21 protein-coding genes and 2 pseudogenes are annotated in these 20,603 nt (G+C 69.1%); 11 read left to right on the forward strand and 12 right to left on the reverse strand.

The window, feature by feature from the left end:
* Positions 1–345: a DUF2000 domain-containing protein gene (locus V1457_RS22275; RefSeq protein ID WP_338596532.1), complete on the reverse strand. Its 345-nt coding sequence runs from the start codon at positions 343–345 to the stop codon at positions 1–3.
* Positions 346–458: 113 nt separating this feature from the next.
* Between V1457_RS22275 and V1457_RS22280 the strand changes: the two genes are divergently transcribed.
* Positions 459–1,265 carry an AraC family transcriptional regulator gene (locus tag V1457_RS22280; protein ID WP_295140444.1) on the forward strand — a complete coding sequence of 269 codons (807 nt, stop codon included), beginning with the start codon at positions 459–461 and terminating at the stop codon, positions 1,263–1,265.
* A gap of 70 nt (positions 1,266–1,335) precedes the next feature.
* On the opposite strand, the gene V1457_RS22285 is transcribed toward V1457_RS22280, so the two are convergent.
* Positions 1,336–2,268 (reverse strand): MBL fold metallo-hydrolase, encoded by a 933-nt coding sequence (locus V1457_RS22285; protein WP_338596535.1) that lies wholly within the window; start codon positions 2,266–2,268, stop codon positions 1,336–1,338.
* 119 nt (positions 2,269–2,387) lie between these two features.
* Positions 2,388–5,594 carry a UvrD-helicase domain-containing protein gene (locus V1457_RS22290; RefSeq protein ID WP_338596537.1) on the reverse strand — a complete coding sequence of 1,069 codons (3,207 nt, stop codon included), beginning with the start codon at positions 5,592–5,594 and terminating at the stop codon, positions 2,388–2,390.
* Between the two features lie 155 nt (positions 5,595–5,749).
* Between V1457_RS22290 and V1457_RS22295 the strand changes: the two genes are divergently transcribed.
* From V1457_RS22295 to thrS, 4 genes and pseudogenes are all read left to right on the forward strand, one after another.
* Positions 5,750–6,844: a questin oxidase family protein gene (locus V1457_RS22295; protein ID WP_338596539.1), complete on the forward strand. Its 1,095-nt coding sequence runs from the start codon at positions 5,750–5,752 to the stop codon at positions 6,842–6,844.
* A gap of 90 nt (positions 6,845–6,934) precedes the next feature.
* Positions 6,935–7,290, forward strand: a pseudogene (locus tag V1457_RS30660) (VOC family protein).
* A 172-nt stretch (positions 7,291–7,462) separates the two neighbouring features.
* Positions 7,463–7,972 carry a DinB family protein gene (locus tag V1457_RS22300; RefSeq protein WP_295151039.1) on the forward strand — a complete coding sequence of 170 codons (510 nt, stop codon included), beginning with the start codon at positions 7,463–7,465 and terminating at the stop codon, positions 7,970–7,972.
* Between the two features lie 253 nt (positions 7,973–8,225).
* Positions 8,226–9,491: a threonine--tRNA ligase gene (thrS, locus tag V1457_RS22305; RefSeq protein WP_338596541.1), complete on the forward strand. Its 1,266-nt coding sequence runs from the start codon at positions 8,226–8,228 to the stop codon at positions 9,489–9,491.
* Positions 9,492–9,603: 112 nt separating this feature from the next.
* Here the strand turns inward: thrS and V1457_RS22310 are convergent, their stop codons facing one another.
* On the reverse strand, positions 9,604–10,716 hold the full coding sequence (locus tag V1457_RS22310) for an NAD(P)/FAD-dependent oxidoreductase (RefSeq protein WP_200072483.1): 1,113 nt from the start codon (positions 10,714–10,716) through the stop codon (positions 9,604–9,606).
* Positions 10,717–10,743: 27 nt separating this feature from the next.
* On the reverse strand, positions 10,744–11,670 hold the full coding sequence (locus tag V1457_RS22315; protein WP_338596544.1) for an RNA polymerase sigma-70 factor: 927 nt from the start codon (positions 11,668–11,670) through the stop codon (positions 10,744–10,746).
* Between the two features lie 830 nt (positions 11,671–12,500).
* On the opposite strand from V1457_RS22315, the gene V1457_RS22320 reads away from it, so the two are divergent.
* Positions 12,501–12,917, forward strand: coding sequence for a hypothetical protein (locus tag V1457_RS22320; RefSeq protein ID WP_338596546.1), 417 nt, complete (start codon positions 12,501–12,503; stop codon positions 12,915–12,917).
* Positions 12,918–12,922: 5 nt separating this feature from the next.
* Here the strand turns inward: V1457_RS22320 and V1457_RS22325 are convergent, their stop codons facing one another.
* Entirely contained in the window at positions 12,923–13,645 is a 723-nt protein-coding gene (locus V1457_RS22325) for a 3-keto-5-aminohexanoate cleavage protein (protein WP_338596548.1), read from the reverse strand.
* A 221-nt stretch (positions 13,646–13,866) separates the two neighbouring features.
* On the opposite strand from V1457_RS22325, the gene V1457_RS22330 reads away from it, so the two are divergent.
* Complete coding sequence (locus tag V1457_RS22330; protein WP_338596550.1) at positions 13,867–14,073, forward strand: hypothetical protein; 207 nt, start codon at positions 13,867–13,869, stop codon at positions 14,071–14,073.
* A gap of 48 nt (positions 14,074–14,121) precedes the next feature.
* Here the strand turns inward: V1457_RS22330 and V1457_RS22335 are convergent, their stop codons facing one another.
* Positions 14,122–14,655, reverse strand: a complete 534-nt coding sequence (locus tag V1457_RS22335) for a pyridoxamine 5'-phosphate oxidase family protein (protein WP_338596552.1) — start codon at positions 14,653–14,655, stop codon at positions 14,122–14,124.
* A gap of 85 nt (positions 14,656–14,740) precedes the next feature.
* Here V1457_RS22335 and V1457_RS22340 point away from each other — a divergent pair, with 85 nt between their 5' ends.
* Positions 14,741–15,340 (forward strand): TetR/AcrR family transcriptional regulator C-terminal ligand-binding domain-containing protein, encoded by a 600-nt coding sequence (locus V1457_RS22340; protein WP_338596554.1) that lies wholly within the window; start codon positions 14,741–14,743, stop codon positions 15,338–15,340.
* A 39-nt stretch (positions 15,341–15,379) separates the two neighbouring features.
* Complete coding sequence (locus tag V1457_RS22345) at positions 15,380–15,652, forward strand: hypothetical protein (RefSeq protein WP_338596556.1); 273 nt, start codon at positions 15,380–15,382, stop codon at positions 15,650–15,652.
* Positions 15,653–15,902: 250 nt separating this feature from the next.
* Here V1457_RS22345 and V1457_RS22350 read toward each other — a convergent pair whose 3' ends face one another.
* Entirely contained in the window at positions 15,903–16,073 is a 171-nt protein-coding gene (locus V1457_RS22350; protein WP_338596558.1) for a DUF4180 domain-containing protein, read from the reverse strand.
* 88 nt (positions 16,074–16,161) lie between these two features.
* Positions 16,162–16,653, reverse strand: a pseudogene (locus tag V1457_RS22355) (hypothetical protein); the annotation flags it as partial.
* A gap of 41 nt (positions 16,654–16,694) precedes the next feature.
* On the opposite strand from V1457_RS22355, the gene V1457_RS22360 reads away from it, so the two are divergent.
* Positions 16,695–17,681, forward strand: a complete 987-nt coding sequence (locus tag V1457_RS22360) for a malate dehydrogenase (protein ID WP_200072489.1) — start codon at positions 16,695–16,697, stop codon at positions 17,679–17,681.
* 71 nt (positions 17,682–17,752) lie between these two features.
* Here V1457_RS22360 and V1457_RS22365 read toward each other — a convergent pair whose 3' ends face one another.
* Complete coding sequence (locus tag V1457_RS22365; protein WP_338596561.1) at positions 17,753–18,889, reverse strand: hypothetical protein; 1,137 nt, start codon at positions 18,887–18,889, stop codon at positions 17,753–17,755.
* Between the two features lie 100 nt (positions 18,890–18,989).
* On the opposite strand from V1457_RS22365, the gene V1457_RS22370 reads away from it, so the two are divergent.
* Positions 18,990–19,241, forward strand: a complete 252-nt coding sequence (locus tag V1457_RS22370; RefSeq protein WP_295145399.1) for a DUF3040 domain-containing protein — start codon at positions 18,990–18,992, stop codon at positions 19,239–19,241.
* Between the two features lie 7 nt (positions 19,242–19,248).
* Here the strand turns inward: V1457_RS22370 and V1457_RS22375 are convergent, their stop codons facing one another.
* Both V1457_RS22375 and V1457_RS22380 read right to left on the reverse strand, forming a co-directional pair.
* Positions 19,249–19,557, reverse strand: a complete 309-nt coding sequence (locus V1457_RS22375; RefSeq protein ID WP_295145402.1) for a DUF6221 family protein — start codon at positions 19,555–19,557, stop codon at positions 19,249–19,251.
* Positions 19,558–19,661: 104 nt separating this feature from the next.
* Positions 19,662–20,465, reverse strand: coding sequence for an NAD(P)-dependent oxidoreductase (locus V1457_RS22380; RefSeq protein WP_338596563.1), 804 nt, complete (start codon positions 20,463–20,465; stop codon positions 19,662–19,664).
* Positions 20,466–20,603 lie beyond the last annotated feature (138 nt).

Here is a 20,603-nt window from a genome sequence, read left to right on the forward strand (position 1 = left end):
TCAGGGATGCATGTGCGCACCCTTGACGATCTTGTCGACGGCGTTTCGCGGGCCGCGCAGCGCCAGGCCCACGAGGTCGAGAGCATCGCGGGGCACGGCGCGGACCGCGGCGCGGTTGGCTTCGTCATGGCCGGTGGAGAACAGATCGGCGGTGAAGATCGCCGTGGGCAGCTCGCGCGCGACGGCCTTGGCGTGCGCAGTGGTCAACAGCTCTTTGCCCGCTTCGAACACCAGCACCGGCTGGCGCAGCATCGGCAGATACCGGGTGTCGTCGGCGTCGAGGTAGGGCTCGCCGACCAACTCCGGATCACCGGCGGTGATACCGCCGGTCAGGAACGCGGTCACGTTGAGCCGCTGCCAGGTCGCCAGATCCTCCCGCAGCAGTACGGCGTTTCGTGTCGAAGCGCATGACCACCACCCTCACCGCTGATCCCCGCACGGTCTTGTACGTTTTTCGCATGACGGGCCAGGCCGCGGAGCGCACCGGCGTCGCGGCGTGGCGGCCGCGGGTACCGGGGGTCTCCGAGGTGTTCCACGCGCGCTTCACCACCCACGCCTACCCGCTGCACACGCACCAGACGTGGACCCTGCTGATCCTCGACGAAGGCGCGGTGTCCTACGAGATCGACCGCCACGCCAGGCACGCGCTGAGCGGCCAGGTCACGCTCCTGCCGCCCCGGATCCCGCACGATGGGCGCCCCGCCACCTCCGGTGGGTTCCGCAAAAGGGTGCTCTACCTCGACGAGCACACCGTCGGTTCGCAGCTGGCGGACAAAGCGGTCGACCACCCCGGCCTGAACGATCCCGCCCTGTGCTCCAGCATCGCGGGACTGCACGATCTGCTCGCCCAGCCAGGAGAAGAACTGGCCGCCGAGACCCGGCTCGTCCTGGTGACCCAGCGGCTCCGCACCCACCTCGCCGGGCGGGCCGGCACCGAGCGGACCGATCCCGCGCCCGCTCGCCGACTCCGCGATCTGCTCGATGCGCACCTCGTCGAGGGAATCACTCTCGAGCACGCCGCAGCGCTGCTCTCGACGCACCCGGCCCACCTGGTGCGCGCGTTCACCCGCGCCTACGGGCTGCCGCCGCACCGGTACCTGACCGGACGGCGCGTCGAACGGGCACGCCACCTGCTGCTCGACGGTATGCCCATCGCCGAAGCCGCGTCCGCGGCCGGGTTCCACGATCAGCCCCACCTCACCCGCCACTACCGGCGCCTGCTCGGCACCACCCCGGGGCGCTACCGCGCGGCACAAGCACGCTGATCCGCACAGCGAACTCCGCTGCGTCGCGCGAGGTTGGGCGCGGTTCGCCCCGCCTACCGGATCCGACCGTTCAGGCCAGGCAGGTCAGTGGTTCGCCGCCGTTGTAGGTGACCATGTCGGCGAGCGCGGCAGCGGTGTCGATGGGGCCACCGGGCGGGGTGCCGTCGAGTTCGGCGTAGGCGCGGTGCAGGTTCCCGACGATCCGTTCGGCGTCGGGCCAGTCGGCGAAGCGCCCGAGGTCGGTGTCCCGTGCCGCCTGCAGCGGAGTGATTCCCTCGGCGTGGCCGCGTTCGGCGAGCTCGGCCACGAACCGCAGGTAGTCCAGGTTCGCGGCCACCGGTTCATCGTCGTGGAAAACCGGACCGTGCCCGGGAACCACGGTCGCCGCCTGCAGCGGGCGTAGCACGTTCGCCAGCACCCCGGCGCAGCCGGTCACCGAACCCATCAGCAAGAACGGCGTGCCGCCGTTGAAGACCAGGTCGCCGCAGAACACCGTCGCCGAGTCCGGGAACCACACCAGCGAATCGTTCGTGGTGTGCGCGGGGAAGCCGACGTGGCGCACCTCGGCGCGCTGCTCGCCGACCCACAGCCCGATGCGGTCGGTGAAGGTCAGAAACGGCGGGTCCAGCGGCAACTCGCCCCACTGCGGGTTCTGCCACCACGGCAGCTCGCGCGCGGGACCGAACGCGATCGCCTCGGTGCGGGTCCGCTCGTGCGCCACGATCGTAGCGCCGGGGAACAGGGCGTTGCCGAAGGTGTGGTCGCCGTGGTGGTGGGTGTTCACCAGCGTGCGCACCGGCGCCGCGGTCACCGAGGCGATCGCGTCGAGGAACGCGCGGGTGCGCTGCTCGGTGGAACAGGAGTCGATCGCGACGACGCCCTGCGGTCCGACCGCGAAGCCGGTGTTGTTGATCCACCACGTGCCGTCGGGCTGGATGTAGGCGTACACGCCGTCGGCGACTTCTTGCAGCCGAGGGTGGCCCGGCCGGGTCACGTCGATCATCATGAGTCCTTCCGCAGCGGGACGAGGGGAGCGGCCGGTTCGATGCGAGTGTCGAACGAGCTCGAGTCAGCGCCCCGACCGACACACCGCCCCGAACCGGACGCACGAGTCGGGACCGCTCACAGCAAACTCAACTGCGTCGCCCGAGGTTTGCGCGGCGCAGCCGGTTCACTGCGCACCACACCATCGCCGAGCCCGGACAAGAACGGCGAGGCCACCCGTTCCCGCACCTGACCGTGCCTGCTGCGCCGCGCGGCGTGGGTCAACCACAACTGATCCTGCGCGCGCGTCATCCCCACGAAGAACAACCGCCGCTCCTCGGCCACTTCGTCCCGTGCGGACTCCGAACCCGGCCAGCGCAACGGCAACAACCCGTCCTCGCAGCCGACCAGGAACACCACCGGGAACTCCAAGCCCTTCGCCGCGTGCAACGACAACAGCGACACCGCCTCCGCGCGCGGATCCAACGTGTCGACCTCCGCACCGAGCCGCACCTCCGAGCGGAACCGCTCCAGATCATCGCCGCATCGCAGCGCCAGCGGCGTGAGCACCTCCAGACCGCTGTGCACCTCGTCCTGCACATCGTCCGGAACGCTGAACACCACCGCCGTCGCCGCCGCGCGCAACCGCTCCAGCACCGACCCCTCCCGGTCGGCGACATGCGCCAGCTCCCGCATCAGCAACTCCACGCCCGGACGGGCCGAAAGCAGATCGTGCGAACGCTTCTGCACCGGCAACCCGCAGCGCGCGAACTCCTCGATCAACACCCGCGACTGCGCATCCGTGCGATACAGCACCGCGATGTCACCGAAGCCCACACCACCATGCCCATCACCGGCGACCCGGCCGCTGTCGAGCGAATGGAACGACGAACCACCCAGCAACTCATCGACCGCGCGCGCCACGAACGCCGCCTCCGCACGCTCATCCGCAGCCTCGTGCCGCACCACCCGATGCGCCGCCCGCTGCCCGGCCGCGTGCAACTCGCGGCCCGGAACCAGCGTCGAAGGCCCGATACCGCGCAACGCCGCATCCACGATGTGCGCCCCGGAGCGGTAATTCCGCGTCAACGACAACACCGGAGCGGCCGGATGATCCTGCTCGAAACGCAGGAAGAACCCCACGTCCGCGCCCCGGAACGAATAGATCGCCTGATCCGGATCACCGATCGCGGTCAGATTCGCCTCCGCCGGGGCCAACGCCTGCAACAACCGGTACTGCGCATCGTCGACGTCCTGGTACTCGTCGACCGTGATCCAGCGGAACCGCTCGCGGTACGACTCGGCCAGGTCCGGATCCTGCTCCAGCAGCCACACCGGAAGCGCCACCAGATCGTCGAAATCCACCAGGTCCAGCTCCCGCAGCCGCCGCCGATACCGCTCGGCGACCGCGACGAGTTCGGAGCTCCCGAGCTGCTCGGAAGCCCCAGCCTGCTCGTAGTCCTCAGCCTGCGCCGAGTCCGCCTCGCCGCAGCGGCGCAGCCGCGACAACTTCGCCAACTTCGCCCGCGCGCCACGCTCATCACCGGTGACCTCGGCCAGCACCGCCACCCGCCGATCGGCATCGGCCACCGAGAACTCCGCCGGCAACCCGACCCGCTCGTGCTGCTCCCGCAACACCTGCAAACCGAACGAATGGAACGTGCCCACGGTCATCTCACCCGCAGCGGCACCGATCAGGCCGTGCAGCCGCTCACTCAGCTCCTGCGCCGCGCGCCGCGTGAACGTGATCGCCAAGCACTCCCTGGCAGGCACCTCCCGCTCCAGCACCAGGTGCGCCAGCCGGTGCGTCACCGTGCGCGTCTTGCCCGTACCCGGCCCCGCCACGATCAACAACGGACCCGACGGCACCGCCGCAGCCGCCCGCTGATCCGGATCCAGCCCGGCCAGCACACCCGAATCCGCGACATCCTCGACCGGCACCGACACCTCGCGCGGCGAAACCCGCTCAACCGCGGCATCACCAGCCGGAGACTCCGGCACCGCAGCAGGCCCCGGCACCGCGGAACGTTCGGAATCAGCCGGTGGGGCAGGGGAGAGCGACTCGTCGTCGAACAACGCGAACGCACCCGCATTCCGCACCCGAGACAACTCCGCCGGATCGAACACCCGGATCGTGCCGTACTCGCCGTCGAAACCCGCCTCGCGCACCACCGCGCCGCGCCGCAACCGCTCGACCGCCTCGGCAACCGCGGGATCACTGCGCCGCAGCTCCTCGACCGGCACATCCTGCAAGATCGACAACTCCGGGCCGTGCGCGGCCGTCAACGCACTCACCGCATCGAAGACCTTCTTGCTCTTCGGCCCCACGCCCCGGACCTCGCCGACGATCTCCGGCAACGGGATCAAACTGCGAAAACCCGCCGCACCATCCGGGCGCACACCCGCATCCCGATCCGCCAGCGCATCCACCCGGTGCAGCACCCCGACCGTCAACGGCTTCCCGCACCCCGGGCACCGGCCGTCATGAGCACGGGTGTCGGACGGATCCATCCGCACCGAACACTTCCGATGCCCGTCCAGGTGGTACTTGCCCTCCTCCGGGAAGAACTCCACCGTGCCCTCGAAACCACGACGCGTCTCCAGCGCGCGCTTGACCGCGAAGTAGTCCAGCTCGGTGTCGAAGGCCGTCGCCTCCCGCCCCAGCATCGGCGGCGAATGCGCATCCGAATGGCTCACCAGCGTGTAACCGTCCAAACCGGACACCCGCCAGTTCATCTCCGGATCGCTGGAAAGCCCCGTCTCCAACGCGAAGATGTGCCCCGACAGATCCCGGTAAGCCTCCTCGATCGAATCGAACCCCGCCTTCGACCCCAGCACCGCGAACCACGGCGTCCACACGTGCGCAGGAACCAGATAACCGCCGCTTTCCAGCGTGATCTCCAGCAAGTCCCGCGAATCCAGCCCCAGGATCGGCCGCCCGTCCGAAGCCAGGTTCCCGATCCTGCCCAACCGGCGCGTGAACTCCTCCGCCGCCGCGAAGTCCGGCACGTAGCACAGGTGGTGCACCTTGCGCGTGCGCTCGCCGTACTTGTAGATCGTCGAGATCTCCACCGACAGCATGAACCGCACCTCACCGGTGCAGTTCGGCGGCATCCCAGCCGACATCTCCCGATCGCGCTCCGGACGCAACCGCAGCAACCCCGGCTCGGCCTCCTCGAGCACCTCCCGCAGATGCGCGAACCACGCCGGGTGCGTGAAATCCCCGGTACCCGCCAACGTGATGCCCTTGCGCCTGGCCCACCACGTCAAATGCTCGATGTCGCAGTCCTTGCTGCACGCGCGGGAGTATTTGGAATGGATGTGCAGGTCGGCATGAAAACGCACCCGGCGATCTTGCCAGCCCCGCGATCACGCCGACCGCAGGGGGAGCCCGCCACCGGCCCCGCCGCAACCGCCGGCACCGGACATTGACTTCAAGCGCACTCGAAATCCGAACATGAACCCAGCCCGACCTCCCGACACCACCCCGAGGTGCGCGAATGATCCCCTACACCGACGCGATGCACGAAGCGCTCGACCGCCTCGACGGCCTCGGCCCCGAGATCGGCGAAGCCGAACTGGTCAATCACGGCCCGATGGCCGCCGAAGCCCTGGCCGCACTCGGCCACGGCGCCGAAGTCGGCACCTGGGTGCAGACCTGGCGCGCATCGCGACCCTTCCACCAAGCACCCCCGGTCACCTTCGACCTCGACGGCAACGACGAAACCTCCTGGCGCCCCGCACTCGGCGACCGCAACAAGCTGGGGGACTGGGAAGGGCTGTTCCACCGCGAACTCACCGAAGCACCCTGGCAGGACGTGCTCGCACGCTGGTGGCCCCGACTCCTTCCCGGCCTGTTCACCCGCGTCACCCACGGACTCATCCGCACCGCCCACGCAGTGCGCAGCCTGGCCAGCACCACCGGAACCGGCCAGACCCAGCTGACCGAACTGGCCCGCGCACTGGCCATGTGGGCATCCCGGTTCACCGCACTGCCCGGCACCGCCCGGCTGGGCGGCCACTCCGACGTCGCCACCGCCGTCGCCGCACTACCGCGCACCTGGCTCGAACCCGACGACCGGACACCCTGGACCGACGCCACCCGCGACCGGCTGCAACACCCCGACGCACTACCCGGCTACCTGCCCGCGCTGAGCGCACTGCACACCGGCGACCCGCACCGGCTGATCACCGAAATGACCACCGAATTCGCCGGGATCTACCAAGCCCACCCAGAAGTCATGCCTATCCCGCTGGTGCACGCCGTGACCGCGCCCGCCGCCGTGCGGCTCGTCCTGCCGCACCTTCCCGCCGACCACCACCCGGCCACCGTCGAAGCGCTGTGGCAGGCCAACGTCGCCATGCTCCTCGCCTTCACCATCGACCGGCGCGGCGAGGACACCGCGCTGAACACCGCCATCGACAGCGATCCACCACCCTTGGACGAACTCATCGCCCGCGCCGTCGAGCACGGCGACGACCACGTCATCAAGTTCACCGAAGCCGCCGCCCGCGAACACGCACTGCGGCCCGACCCGCGCTACCCGGCCGCCGTGCACGCCGCCCAACAGCGCATACCCCGCCTCAACCGCTGAACCGAACCGGCGACCGCGATTCGCCACGACCGGCCGCAAAGCAACAAAAAGGAAGTGTGACTGCCCTCTGCCGAGACCTACGGTGTGGCCATGTACCTGGAAAACCTGGTCACCGACGCCGTCGATCCGCAGCGGCTCGGCCGGTTCTGGGAGGCGGTGATCGGCGGTCAGCGGCTCACCGACGAGCCCGACTGCTTCGAAACCCAGCTCGCCGTCGAGGACGGGCCGGTGCTCGACCTGTGCTTCCAGCGCGTCCCCGAACCGCCATGCAGCCGCCCCGGCTGCACATCGACATCCGACTCGAAACCGCAGACGACCCCGACGAACTCGCGGCAGAAATCGCCGAACGCGGCGGCCGCGAATTCCGCCCCGCTCGGGGAGAACTACCGTGGCGCATCCACACCGACCCGTCTGGCAACGAGTTCTGCTTGCTACCGGCCCGGTAACAAGCAGAAGCTGCTGATCACCGAGCTCGCCCGCACTGCTCGGCCGAATCGCACCAGCCCGCGCACGCCATGCTCTGGACCGGATCACCGTGACCACAACCGGCACCTGGATATCTTCGCCACCGAAGCTGATACTGGCCGTTCACCAGGCACAGACGAGGAGTACGGGCAAGTGACCAGCGACAACCGCATCGGGCCGCCCAAGACAGGCAGTGAACGCGACACGCTGCGGGCGTTCCTCGACTACCACCGTGCCACCCTCGGGATGAAGTGCGACGGGCTCACCGATGAGGAACTGCGGCAGCAGTCGATGCCACCATCGACGCTTTCGCTGCTCAGCTTGGTGCGCCACATGGCGGAGGTCGAGCGCGCGTGGTTCCGCCGAGTGTTCGACGACAACAACGCGCCGATGGTTTGGAGCACCGAGATCGACTTCCAGGCGGCCTACGACGCCAGTGAGTCGACCAGGCACGAGGCGTTCTCGGCCTGGGAAGCCGAGGTCGAGAACTCACGCCGCATCGAGCGCGAGGCGGCGTCCCTGGACGATGCCGGATATCAGCCGAGATGGGGCGAGAACGTCTCGCTGCGGATGGTGCTGGTGCACGTGCTCCTGGAGTACGGCCGCCACAACGGCCACGCGGATCTTCTGCGCGAGGGCGTGGACGGGCGCGTGGGCGCCTGAGCAAGAACGGCCCTTGGCCGGTAACAGGCCGAAACCACTGATCACCGACCCTCCACGCACTGCCGAGCGCCACCAGCCCGCGCACAACATGCTCTACACTGCCCACATGCGACTTGCCCAGCACACGACCACGCCGGATCCACTCCGGCGCTGACGAGTCGCATCGACAACGACAACGAGCCCCGGAGCTGTGCTCCGGGGCTCCGTCATATCCCGGTTCACGACTCCGGGTACTCCGAACCAGGAGACCTCCGTGAACCAGCAAGACGCCGCACCGGATCACCGCGACCTCAACCGGCACCTGGACATCTTCACCACCGACCCGGAAATCGGCGCCGGACTCCCGTTGTGGCTTCCCAACGGCTCGGCCATCCGGGACGAACTCGAACGCCTCGCCCGCGACATCGCACAAGCGGACGGATGCCAAGGCGTCCACTCACCGGTCCTGGCCAAACGCTCCTTGTTCGAGAGGTCCGGACACTGGGGAAAGTTCGCCGACGACATGTTCCCGCCGATGCGCGTCGGCGGCGACGAACTCGTGCTGCGACCGGCGAACTGCCCCCACCACGCGCTCATCTACGCCGCCTCCCGGCACTCCTACCGGCAGCTACCGATCCGGTACAACGAACTCGCCCCGATGTTCCGCGCCGAACGAACCGGCGTGCTGTCCGGACTCGGCCGGGTGCGCCAGATCAACCTCGACGACACCCACGTCTTCTGCCGCCCCGACCAAGTCGCGGCCGAAGCAGCCCGCGCGCTGCGATCCGCGCTGCGCGCCCAAGAAATCATGGGACTGCGAGTCGACTACGTGCGCCTGTCCCGGCGAGACGCCACCCCGGCGTTCCTCGGCGAAACCGAGCAATGGCAGCACGCCGAGCAATCGCTGCGCGAAGCCGCCCACGCGGTCGACCTCCCCAGCCACGGCCTCGACCTGATCGAGGTCGAAGGCGAAGCGGCCTTCTACGGCCCGAAACTCGACCTGCAAGTCCGCAACGGACACGGACACGACGACACCATCGCCACCGTGCAGCTCGACTTCAACCAGCCCGGCCGCTTCGACCTCACCTACGACGCCGCAGACGGATCGCGACAACCAGTCCTGATGATCCACCGCGGCACCGTCGGCTCCATGGAACGCGTGGTCGCCGCACTGCTGGAACGCCACCAGGGCCGGCTGCCGCTGTGGCTGGCTCCGGTGCAGGCATGCGTCATGCCGGTAGGACCCGCCCAGGACAGCGCCGCCCGAGAACTGGTCGACGCCCTCACCGCGGCCGGACTCCGCCCCCGCCTGGAACCCGAAGGATCACTAGGAGCGCGCATCCGCGCCAGCAGGCAACGCCGCGACAGCGTCATGGCCGTGCTCGGCGCGACCGAAGCCGACCGCCACCAGGTCCAGGTCACCGACATCCGCTCCGGCTTCGACGGACCGGTCAGCCGGGACCGGTTCGTCGAAGCGCTCCGAAGCAGCCACCGCGACCGCACCCCGATCGTGAACTGGCCGCGACCGCAGGCTTCGTAACCCAGCCCCAAACTCGGTAACCCAGCCCCAAACTCGGACTCGGCGATGACCGGAACCCTCGATCACAGCCCCGCACGTCGCGGCCGGCCGTAACGACCGGAAACCCCGATCCTCACCACGACCAGCTGTAGGTGGGCTTGATCCGCGGATTCAACCCGAGCCGCACCGTGGACGCGCAAATCCTCTCCTTGACGACCGCAGCCGCCTTCCCCGTCACGATCGTCGGCACCGGAACGTCCGACAGGCTCGCCTGCTGCCACAACGCCGCGTGCCGCCCCAAGCTGATGCACTGCCCGGTGAACTTGGGGCGCACCGGCCTCGGCACCGTCCCGTGGATCGAATGCAGCACCGTTTCCGCGGCATGTACGCCGAGCGGAATCGCCGCCTGGCAGCTCATCCGCAGCGGCGCAGCAGTGATCCGGGATGCGTCACCGGCACCCACCACAGCGCGGCTGCCGGTGCTGACCAACGACCGGTCCACCCGTAGCGCGCCGTCGTGATCGGTGTCCAGGCCGCTGTCCCGAGCAAGCGGGGGAGCAACGAACATCGCCGCGACCACCGTCAGATCGCTGCCGAGGACGCGACCTCCCGCCAGCTCCACCTCCGACGCGCGAACCGCGTTCACCGCCGTGTTCTCCACGACCTCGACGCCGAGCCGCCCGAGGTGCGCGCGGAGGTAATCGCGCCCCTTGCCGCTGACGCTCGCCGCGAGCGGTTCGTCAGTGATCAGCCGCACCGCGTGCGCACCGGACTCGGCGAGCTCGGCCGCCACCTCGACACCGGTCAACCCGCCACCGACGACGCTGATCGACGAACCGCCGGACAACGCCTGCAACCGCCGCCGCGCGTCGACCACGTCCTCCAGCTCGCCCACGCCCACCGCGTGCTCCGCCGCCCCGGGAATGACCTCGAGCGGACTGCGGCTGCCGACCGCGTGGACGAGGTAGTCGAAATCGAGCACCCGCCCGCTGCCGAGCGTCACCGTGCGCTGCTCGGCGTCGATCGACTCCGCCGAATCCCGCACGAACGTCGTCGAACCGGGCAGCAACCGCGCCAACGGCAGCGTCGCGGCCCGGTTACCCGCCAGCAGCTGGTGCAGGCGGATCCGCTCGACGAACTCCGCACGGGGATTGACGATCGTGACCTGCGCACTGCTGCGAGCCAGCCGCTTGGCCGCGCTCACCCCCGCGTAGCCGGCTCCGATGATGACCACCTTCGCGCTCATGGTGCTCCTTCCCGGTCGATGGGGTCCTCACCCGCTCAGACCGGACAGGCCGCCGTGGTGTGACACCGCGGCCGCGAGCTGGCGGTCGAGGAACCGGAGCTTGTCGGGATTGGTGATGCTCCGCAGCGCGCTGATCCGCCCACCGGTCACCTGCGGCAGCATCACCAGCAGCAGATCGGCGCCGGAGCACACCACCAACGCGGGCCCGCCGTTGACCTCGCGCACCCGGACCGCGACCTCGTCGGGCGCTTTCCGCAACAGCCCGGCAATCAGCCTCGCGACCCGCGCGCCACCGGCGACCGGATGCCGCGCGGCACTGGCCTTGCCGCCACCATCGGACCAGGACACCACGTCCGCGGCGAGCAACCGCTCCAACCTCGCGAGGTCACCGTCCCGCGCCGCCGCCAAGAACCGTTCGACCAACCGCTGCTGCGCGGCGCGGTCCGGCTCGAAACGCGCACGTGAGTCCTGCAGCCGCAGCGCGGCTCTGCGATGCACCTGCCGCGAATTGGCCTGCGAACACTCCAACGTCTCCGCGATCGAGCGGTGGTCGTAACCGAACGCTTCGCGCAGCACGAACACCGCCCGCTCCATCGGCGTGAGCTGTTCGAGCAGCGCCAAGAACGCCATCGACACGGACTCGCGCTGCTGCACCGACTCCATCGGGCCGAGCGAACCATCGGCGACGCTCACCGGCTCCGGCAACCACGGGCCCACGTACTGCTCGCGCCGGACCCGCGCCGAGCTCAGCTGGTTCAGGCACAGGTTCGTCACCGCCTTGGCCAACCACGCGCCAGGTGCCGCGATCACCGCGCGATCGGCGCCTGACCAGCGCAGGAACGCCTCCTGCACGATGTCCTCGGCATCGGCCGCCGAACCGAGCAACCGGTACGCCAGGCCGAACAGGCGTGCGCGGTGCGCGGAGAACTCGGCGACCGGGTCGTCCTGACTCATTCGGCAAATTTGTCATCGTCGAGCCGGGGCGTCGACGCTGGTAGCGGGGTAGTGGTCGAAGCCACGCCGGGCGCCTGGCAGTGCGAGGTATAGGTGCGCGGTTGAGCGGCCTCGGCCTCGGTCCGTCGTAGCGACGTTCCGGGCAGTGCCGCTGATCGCCGCGGCCGCGCGGAAGAGCTCAGTTTGATGGATAACGTTCATTATCCATCAAATGGGGAAACGGTTCCGGTTGCCGGCGCCTCAGTGCCAGGGGATGGCGCGTCGGCGGCATCGGTTCGCCCGGATCGGCTCGTCGGCGCTCGTCCCGCGGCAGTTGCGGCCCGGTGCGCAGCTCGTGCTCGAAGCCGGCATCGTCCGGCCGGCAAGATCGACTTCGAGCTGTGGGTGTCCATCGCCTCGTTGAGCTGCGAGTCTCCGTCTTCGTAATACCGTCACGGTGACGTTATTAGGGAGAGGTGGCGGCCTCGCCGCAAGGAGAGCGCCGACCGCTCGAACGCCGGAAGCGTCGCAGGCCGCATGGAGCGGGCCTGCCGCGGACATGCTCACCGGCCGCCGCACGGCGTGCGGCCGCTGCGCCGACCGAGCCCATCCGCACGAGCGCTCGTGCTCGCGCGCCGCTCGGTGCACCGGCCCGCCGCGCACGCGAACGTTCAGCCCGTCCCGAACGGCCGTTCGCAGCCCCTCTCGCCATGTTCTCGCAGGTCGGCAAAACGCCGATAATCTACATTATGTTAAGTAAGAGTTATCGCGGGTCGCCGCACCCGCTTCCCCGGCTGCCACTACCGCTCGCTGCCGGCACCGCTGTCGGTGAGCCGGAGTACACATGGCACATGACGTGGACGTTGATCGACGTGGAACAGCGGGTCCGAGCGGCATGGGGTGCGGACACCTGCGCTCCCGAAGACCTGCCGCATTGGTCCCCCGCCAACCCCGCGCGCGGCCAATGCGGCGTGACCGCACTGGTGTTGCACGACTTGTTCAGCGGTCATCTCATGCGTGGTGAGGTGCGCATCAACGGCGAATGGGTCGACTACCACTGGTGGAACTTGCTGCCCGGCGGCGTCGAACTCGACCTGACCCGCGAGCAGTTCGCGGCGCACGAGATCGTCGGCCCCGGTACGACGATCACCCGCGGTCCGCTGAAACGGATGAACGAGCACTACGAGCTGCTCCGCGAGCGCGTTTTCAACGCCCTCTCCCCTGCCCGCGAACCGGGTGGGATCCAGTCGGGTCCAGGCAGCGGATGACTGGTTCAGCGTCGGCGGGCGTTGCGCAGCGCGACCGCAGCGGTGACCAGTGCCGCGTTGTCCGAAGTGATCTCGCCGTCCGGAAGTTGCAGCGTGTCTTCGAGGCCGATGCGGGTGTCGAGACCACGTTCGACGGCGAGGTTGAGCACCGGCCAGGTGCCTGCCGCCGAGCCGTGCAGCAGGACCGGCGCCTGCGGGTTCCCGATGCGTTCGAGCAGTGCGGTGGCGGTCTTGCGGGCGCCGCGGTGGGTGGGGTCGGTGACGATGGCCAGCACGCGCAGCACGCGATCGCGCAGTGGTGAGCGGTTGAAGTTCTCGTGCGCGTCGGTGCCGGAGAAGATGCCCGCTTCGACGGCGATTCCGCGATCGAGCAGCGCGCGGGCGATGTCGTCGGCACCGGCTTCGTGCCAGTTGACCGAGGCGTGGTCGGGAAGCACGGTCCAGCCGTTGATGGCGGCGATCCGGTCGCGCGGGTCGGGCGCGGTCCAAGCGCCGGTGGGCACGCCCAGCGTGGTGCCGGGCACCGCGGCGCGGACGGCGCGCAGGGCTGCGGCGACGATGTGCGGTTCGACGGTGTCGGTGCCGTCCGGGTGTTTGGGATGCAGGTGCAGGTCGGTGGCTCCGGCGCCGATGGAGGCCGCCGCGGCGGTGGCGAGTTGTTCGGGGCGCACCGGCAGGTGGTGGTGCTCGCGCGGGGATCGGGCGCCGTTGAGGCAGGCCTGCAGCATGTCCCGATTGTGGCGTGATCGGTCGGTGCGGGGTATTCGGTGCGCCGGGTCGTTGCCGTGCCGGTGGCGTGTCGTGATCATCGCTGCCGGTCGGTGGGTTGTTGCTTCTTCTGTGCGCGCAGTCCGCGTCGAGTCCCGTATCCGACTGCGAGGCGGTACAGCAGCGGCGAGGGCGGAATCCGATGTCCGGATCGGGTGTGCGGTGCGTAGCGGACCGTGTCGTGTTCGGTTTGGAGCCAGCCGGTGTTGATCTGCTGGTGCTGACCGAGGACGTGGCGGGTGAAGGAGTGCGCGGTGAGTCCGGCGCGGCGTCCTCCTGGCGGGACCGTGCCTTCCGGGGTGGTCAGCAGGATTCCTGCGTGATCGGTGCCTGTGATGCCCGCGGGGACGACGAAGGGGTACTCGTCCGCGTCGATCCAGCCCAGTAAAACGTTGGGTAGTCCAGCGGCGTTCCGGGCGGTTTTCCGGTGGTCGACTCAGGGCCGGGTCCCGTTGGCGGGCGGTCGTTGCGCGGGTGGTCGTTCGGCTGGCGTGGGTGTGCCGTGAATCTGGGGCTCGCCGGTGCAATTGAGGTCCGGCCACACCGCGATGCGTTCCACGGCGATCCGGATTTCCACTCGTGTGTAGTACACGCGCAGCCAGTGCTTCCAGAGTGGTGCGGTGGGCCGTGGTCCGTCGAAGTCCTCCCAGCTGTCCAGTGTGGACGGATAGTCGGGTATGGGAGGTGACAGCGAGGCGGTCCCCTGCACGAGCACGTATTCCACGCGGTCGCTGAATCCGTGGGCCCGGGTGTGGAAGGCGAGGGCGACCTTCGGGTTCCGCCGGATTCGTTCGAGTTTGCCCGGCATGCCGATCGAGCTATTGACGATGATCGTTGCCGTGCTGCGGTCGCGTTGGCCGAAGTTCGTCACCGGCGTGCATACGACACCGCCTGCGGGCGTCGCGTATGCGAGTGCGGTGGCTTGGTCACCGGCGAAGATATCGTCCACGTTGTGCGACCAGTTCGCCATCCGGTGTTCCTCTCCCCGTCGATGTCGAGCCGTGCGGTTGAGCATATCGAGACGAGTAGTCTCGTCAATGTCTTATGGTTGGACGGTGGAGGATCAGCGCGCTCGCCCGCACACGGGGCGTCGACGCAATGAGGCGGCCCGCGCCGCGATCTTGCGCGCGGCTCTTGCCCTTGTTGAGCGTGGTGAGCAGTTCGGCATGGGCGCGATCGCGCAGGCTGCGGGGGTTGGTAAGCAGACGATCTACCGCTGGTGGCCGTCCAGGGGGGCGGTGTTGGCCGAGGCGCTGGCGCAGCAGGCGGAATCCCTGGCACACATTCCCGACACCGGCTCCGTCCGTGCGGACCTGGCGGTGTTCCTGGCTGACACTTTCCAGGCAGCGGCCGAGCCGCCGAACCGGCGCGTGTTGCAGCGGGTCATGGCCGATGCGCAGGATGATCCGCACCTCGAAGTGGCGGTTGCGGAGTTCACGGCGAGGCGGCGTGCCGAGTTAGGGACGTTGCTGGAGCGGGGCAGGCGGCGCGGCGAGCTCGTCGCAGACGCGGACCTGGATCTTGTCGTTGATCAGGCGTACGGGATGTTGTGGTATCGGCTTCTGATCGGGCATTCCCCGTTGGACCGGACGGTGGCCGAGCGGTTGGCGGAGAGCCTTTTGACCGGCGCCTCGGTACGTGGTGCCGGGCGGTAAAGCGTCCTCGGGTGCTGCGGGCGGGGTTAGCGTGGGCGTGTGCAGCAGCGGGAACGGGTGCGGATCGACCGGCAGTTGGCGAGTTGGGACGTGGATTCGGCGCGCGGGCCGTGGACGCGGTGGCTGCTGGAGTCGGTGCGTGACCGTCCCGGGGTGCGGGCCGCCGAGCTGGCGCGTGAGGTGGGTCGTCCGGTCTCGCGCGTGAAGTCGCAGGCCTGGGGGCTGGCGGAGTTGGGGTTGGTGCAGCGCTCGGGTCAGTCGTATCGGTTGTCCGAGCATGGCGCGGCGTATTTGGCCGGGCGGGAGCGCTGACATCGCGGCGGGCGGGTGATCTGCGAGCTGCTGGGAACGGCTCAGCGAGGCTGGTTGGTGGGTTCTGCCGTCTGTGATCGCCGCGCGTGCCGCTGGGTCCGCCGCGAGTTCCCGTGCTGTTGGTCTGGTGAGCGCTGGGAGCATGTCTGCCAACGTCGTCGGTGTGCAGCTCGGTGCTTCGGCGCTGCTGCACGGCAAGTCCATAGTGGACTTTGAGGTCGAGACGGGACCGCACTCCCCCTGCCCGGGTTCAGTTCGCCTGCAGGCGCTCGTCGAGCGCGTCGAGGTCCGGGAGGAACCACACGTGCCTGGCGCGGTTGGATTCGCGGACGAGGGCGCGCAGGGCGGAGCTGGCCGCCAGGTGCGGGGTGATGTCGCCGATGATCGCCAGGCGCACTCCGTAGCTGGTGAACTTCTGCATGATGGCGCCGGCGAGGCCGGTTTCCAGGGTGAAGAAAGCGTTCGTCGAGGCGCTGGGCGGGCACGGCCACGGTGTCGCCGCCGAAGTAGGTCGCGCCGATGAGGTCGAGCGCGTCTTGTTCGGTGGTCACCGGTGGTCCGGCCGGGTCGCAGACGAGCACCTGGGCACCGGAGCGTTCTTGCAACGTGTCGGACATCGTCGGTGCCTTCCCGGAGCAGGTGCGTTGTTGCCGTGGCGGTTCACGGTAGATCGGCGCAGGCGGCCGGTGCAGTCGCTTTTTCGTCGGTTCCCGAGGTCGCCTGAAATTCGGTGGCTCGCCTCCGCTCGGCCCGCTTGGCTTCGGGGGCTGGGTCGGGTGCGCGCGGCGGGTGGTTCGTCGGAGACGTTGGCGCGTGCGTGCGAGCGGGTGCCGGGTGCGCAGTTTCCGGAGAGGCGGTCTCGATGCGCTTCCGGTCGCGGACGGCTCGGCCGGGCGTGCTCGGGGCCGGTGGTCGCGGGGGCTGGGCTGAATCGGTCCGGCGGGGTGCGGGTTGTGATCCGTGGCGGGCTCGCGTGCGGTGGCTCGGGTGCCGGATAGCATCGCGGTCGGTAATCGTCCGGCGAGCAGGAAAGACACCTCCTATGACCAACGCGCCCGTCACCGTCACCGTCACCGGTGCCGCTGGCCAGATCGGCTACGCGCTGCTGTTCCGGATCGCTTCGGGGCAGCTCATCGGGTCCGACACCCCGATCAAGCTGCGCTTGCTGGAGATCCCGCAGGCGGTGCAGGCCGCCGAGGGCACCGCGATGGAACTCGACGACTGCGCGTTCCCGCTGCTGCAGAGCGTGGACGTCTTCGATGACGCCAAGGCCGCGTTCCAGGGCACGAACGTGGGCCTGCTGGTCGGTGCGCGGCCGCGCACGAAGGGCATGGAGCGCGGTGACCTGCTGGAGGCCAACGGCGGCATCTTCAAGCCGCAGGGCGAGGCGATCAACGCGGGTGCCGCTGATGACGTGAAGGTGCTGGTGGTGGGCAACCCGGCCAACACCAATGCGCTGATCGCGCAGTCGCACGCGCCGGACGTGCCCGCCGAGCGGTTCACGGCGATGATGCGGCTGGATCACAACCGGGCGTTGACGCAGCTGGCGAAGAAGCTGGGCACGTCGGTGACCGATATCCGCAGGCTGGCGGTGTGGGGCAACCACTCCGCGACGCAGTACCCGGATCTGTTCCACGCCGAGGTGGGCGGCAAGATCGCCGCTGAGCAGGTGGAGCGCGCGTGGTTGGCGGACGAGTTCATTCCGACGGTGGCCAAGCGGGGTGCGGCGATCATCGAGGCGCGGGGTGCGTCGTCGGCGGCGTCGGCGGCGAACGCGGCGATCGATCACGTGCACACGTGGGTCAACGGGACCGCCGAGGGTGACTGGACGTCGGCGGGTGTGGTCTCCGACGGGTCTTATGGCGTGCCGGAGGGGTTGATCTCGTCGTTCCCGGTGACCGCGCGGGGTGGCCGGTTCGAGATCGTGCAGGGCTTGGAGATCGACGAGTTCTCCCGCGAGCGGATCGACGCTTCGGTGGCGGAGCTGTCCGAGGAGCGCGAGACGGTGCGCGGTCTCGGTTTGGTCTGAGTTCGCGGTTTTCGCTCCAGGAGGGGCCGTGTCCTTGCGGGGACGCGGCCCCTTTTGTGTGCGGTGGGTGTTCAGGGCAGGTAGGGCACGTGCAGGTCGTCGACGGAGAACATGAGTTCGTGGCGGTGTCCGAACAGTTCGGCGGCGCGGGTGACGTGGTGGCGCATGGCGGTGTCGAAGTCGGCGTGGCCGCTGCAGAGCCATTCGGCGCCGCGGAGCAGTTCGGGTAGGTCTTCGGTGATGCGGTCGGCGCACATCGAGGGTGCGCGGGGTCCTTCGTCGTCGACGGGGTCGGGCTGGTTGCCGAGCATGAGGTAGCAGGGGTAGCGGTCGATGTCGGGTAGTACGGAGTAGAACGGGACGCCGGGGTTGAAGTAGTACTCGGCCCAGTCGTTGCCTGCCAGGACGAGCCAGGGTGTTCCGGCGGCCATGGCGGCGAATCCGAATCCGGTGTGCGGCGACAGCAGCAGGTCGCAGCGTTGCAGTGCGGCCAGTTGCCGGTCGAGTCCGACGTCGACGGCCCAGGTGGTGCTGGGTGCTTCGGCGGCGAGGGCGTCGTATTCGGCGGTGCTGAATCCGGTGGTGCTGCGGCCGTCTTCGGTGTGTTTGCCCAGTAGGCAGATGCGGGCGTGTGGCCACCTGTCGGTGAGGGTGCGCAGGATGCGTCGCCATGCGGTCGTCGTTGGGTAGCGCCAGCGTTGGGCGCTGCCGCCGGGCAGTACGGCGATGGTGGGTTCGTCGATTTCGGGGAGTTGGTGGCGGGCCCAGTCGTGCGCGTCGGCGGACGGGTTGAGGTGCAGCCGGTTTCCGGGTTGGTAGGCCGGTTGTGGTGCGCCGATGACGGTGTGCGCGTTGCGGGCGCGGAAGTGCTCGCTGCTTTGCCGGTAGTACTCGCGCAGGCCGGGGAACAGTTCGTGCTGCCAGGTTTGGTGTCCGCGGGGGTCGTCGATGACCCAGTCCCAGTCGCGCGGGATGTGTGCGGCGATTCCGGCTGCGGGTGGGGTGAACACGTCGAGGTCCACTGTGTACAGCTCGTCGATGTGGCTGCACCGGTGTGCGAGGTCGACGGCGGTGTCGGCGCTGAGTACGAGGCCGATGCGGCGTTGCGGGTCGGCCCGGCGGTAGCCGAGGCAGTACTGGAGTGCTTCGACGGCGTGGCCGACCGGGTGGCAGTAGACGAAGTTGACGAGCACGGATTCGTCGCTCATGGCTGCACGCTATCCGGCGGCGCGAGTGGTTTTTGCGGTGTAGGGATCTGCGGCGGCCGGGTAGCCGTGGTGCGGCCGAAACGAGGTGAGGAGGTAAGCGATGCTGCCCAGGGACGAGCGTCGCCGCATCGAGCAGATCGAGAAGGGGTTGAGCATGCAGGACCCCGAATTCGCGGATCGGTTGCGGCAGGCGGAGCTGCCTGGGCGGTCGCGGGTTCGGCTGGTGCTGGGGATCGTTTCGGCGGTGCTCGCGGTGTTGTGCATGTTGCTCGGTGAGGTGGCGGGTTTCCTGCTCACCGGGGTGTTGGCGGCGTTGTTGCTGAGTTTGCGCGGGTGGCGGCTGGTGGCGTGAGTGCGGTTCACGGGCGCCAGCGGGGGCGGTATCCGGGGCGGTCGGCGTAGGGCAGGCCGAGCAGGGCGCGGGTGGCGCAGCCGCGTTCGTCTTCGGGCGGGTAGACCTGTCCGAGTTGGTCGCAGGGTCCGTCGCCGGAGCCGCATTGCTGGTGCACCCGCAGCAGGCGGGTTTTGAGTTCGCATTCGCGGAAGCCGCGGTGGACGCTGAGGTCGCAGCGTTTCGCGGTTCCGGATTCCTCGTCTTCGCGCTTCCAGCGCAGCAGTTCCAGATCGATGTTGATCTGTCGCCGGAGGAATTCGGCGAAGCGGTTCATCCTGCCCCCGCCACGGTGCTTTTCGCCGGTGCCGCGGTGTTGCGGCCTGTCCTGGCTGGGACCGCTGTGTGCTCGGTTCGTGACGCGGTGCGCACGGTTCGGGTTCACGGTTCGGGGTGGCTCCAGCCGAGCAGCCGGTGGGCTTTGCCGCAGTCGTAGAAGCCGCGGTTGCCGGGCAGGTCGGTGCGCAGCGGTACGTGTGGCCAGTGCTGGGCGGCCAGTTGTGCCGAGGGTGTTTCGGAGATGGTGTCGGCGGCGACGATGTTGATGATCTCGTGGCCGTGCCAGTCGGGGTGCAGTGCGGCGAGGACGGCTTGTCCGACGGCGTCGCCGCGGACGTAGCCCCAGAGGTGGTTGATGACCATGTCGGGGCCGGGGCGGTCGGCGATGGCGCTGCGGCGGTCGGTGGTCACGCCGTGCAGGCGCAGGCTGGCGATGCTCAGTTCGGGGTGGCGGCGGGCGAGGCTGTCGGCTTGGGCTTCGGCGATCCATTTCGACAGGCTGTAGGGGTCTTCGTTGTAGGTCGGGTGCCGCTCGTCGACCGGGAAGTAGTCGTAGTGGGCGCGGCGGCTGTAGGCGCCGCCGACGGCGTTGATGCTGGAGGCGGTGCAGATCTTGGTGATGCCGTGTTCGGCCGCGATGGTCAGGGCGTTGTAGCTGGCCACGACGTTGGTGTGGTGCACGGTGGCCGGGTCGGCGACGTGCGGGGAGCGCAGGCCGGCCAGGTGCACGATGGCGTCGGCGCCGTCCACGGCCGCGGACAGGTCGTCGTGGTCGCAGGCGTCGGCGAGCACGGTGGCGGTGCCGGGGGTTTTGTCGATGGCGCGCACGTGGTGGCCGGCGTGGGCGAGTTCGCGGGTGACCGCGCGGCCCACCACTCCGTTCGCTCCGGTGATCGCGATGAGCATGGGTTCCTCCGCAGGTGCTTCCCCGGTGATGTCGCAATTTGGAGCTGGCGGGTTTTAGCCAGGAATTCACGTGGGCGGGGTTCTGGCGGGCAGGCTCTGCTTCCTAGGTTCAGCCGCGATCTTCGCCGATCGCGGCGT

The organism is Saccharopolyspora sp. SCSIO 74807, assembly GCF_037023755.1.
Taxonomy (GTDB): domain Bacteria; phylum Actinomycetota; class Actinomycetes; order Mycobacteriales; family Pseudonocardiaceae; genus Saccharopolyspora_C; species Saccharopolyspora_C galaxeae.

Excerpts from the sequence above, each read along its gene's own strand:
- V1457_RS22325 (WP_338596548.1), bottom strand. The coding sequence starts at position 13,645 with ATGCTGCAGGCCTGCCTCAACGGCGCCCGATCCCCGCGCGAGCACCAC.
- V1457_RS22285 (WP_338596535.1), bottom strand. The coding sequence starts at position 2,268 with ATGATCGACGTGACCCGGCCGGGCCACCCTCGGCTGCAAGAAGTCGCC.
- V1457_RS22310 (WP_200072483.1), bottom strand. The coding sequence starts at position 10,716 with ATGAGCGCGAAGGTGGTCATCATCGGAGCCGGCTACGCGGGGGTGAGC.
- V1457_RS22360 (WP_200072489.1), top strand. The coding sequence starts at position 16,695 with ATGACCAACGCGCCCGTCACCGTCACCGTCACCGGTGCCGCTGGCCAG.
- V1457_RS22350 (WP_338596558.1), bottom strand. The coding sequence starts at position 16,073 with ATGCAGAAGTTCACCAGCTACGGAGTGCGCCTGGCGATCATCGGCGAC.
- V1457_RS22320 (WP_338596546.1), top strand. The coding sequence starts at position 12,501 with ATGACGTGGACGTTGATCGACGTGGAACAGCGGGTCCGAGCGGCATGG.
- V1457_RS22280 (WP_295140444.1), top strand. The coding sequence starts at position 459 with ATGACGGGCCAGGCCGCGGAGCGCACCGGCGTCGCGGCGTGGCGGCCG.
- V1457_RS22295 (WP_338596539.1), top strand. The coding sequence starts at position 5,750 with ATGATCCCCTACACCGACGCGATGCACGAAGCGCTCGACCGCCTCGAC.
- V1457_RS22370 (WP_295145399.1), top strand. The coding sequence starts at position 18,990 with ATGCTGCCCAGGGACGAGCGTCGCCGCATCGAGCAGATCGAGAAGGGG.
- V1457_RS22315 (WP_338596544.1), bottom strand. The coding sequence starts at position 11,670 with ATGAGTCAGGACGACCCGGTCGCCGAGTTCTCCGCGCACCGCGCACGC.
- V1457_RS22380 (WP_338596563.1), bottom strand. The coding sequence starts at position 20,465 with ATGCTCATCGCGATCACCGGAGCGAACGGAGTGGTGGGCCGCGCGGTC.
- V1457_RS22365 (WP_338596561.1), bottom strand. The coding sequence starts at position 18,889 with ATGAGCGACGAATCCGTGCTCGTCAACTTCGTCTACTGCCACCCGGTC.
- V1457_RS22335 (WP_338596552.1), bottom strand. The coding sequence starts at position 14,655 with ATGGCGAACTGGTCGCACAACGTGGACGATATCTTCGCCGGTGACCAA.
- V1457_RS22375 (WP_295145402.1), bottom strand. The coding sequence starts at position 19,557 with ATGAACCGCTTCGCCGAATTCCTCCGGCGACAGATCAACATCGATCTG.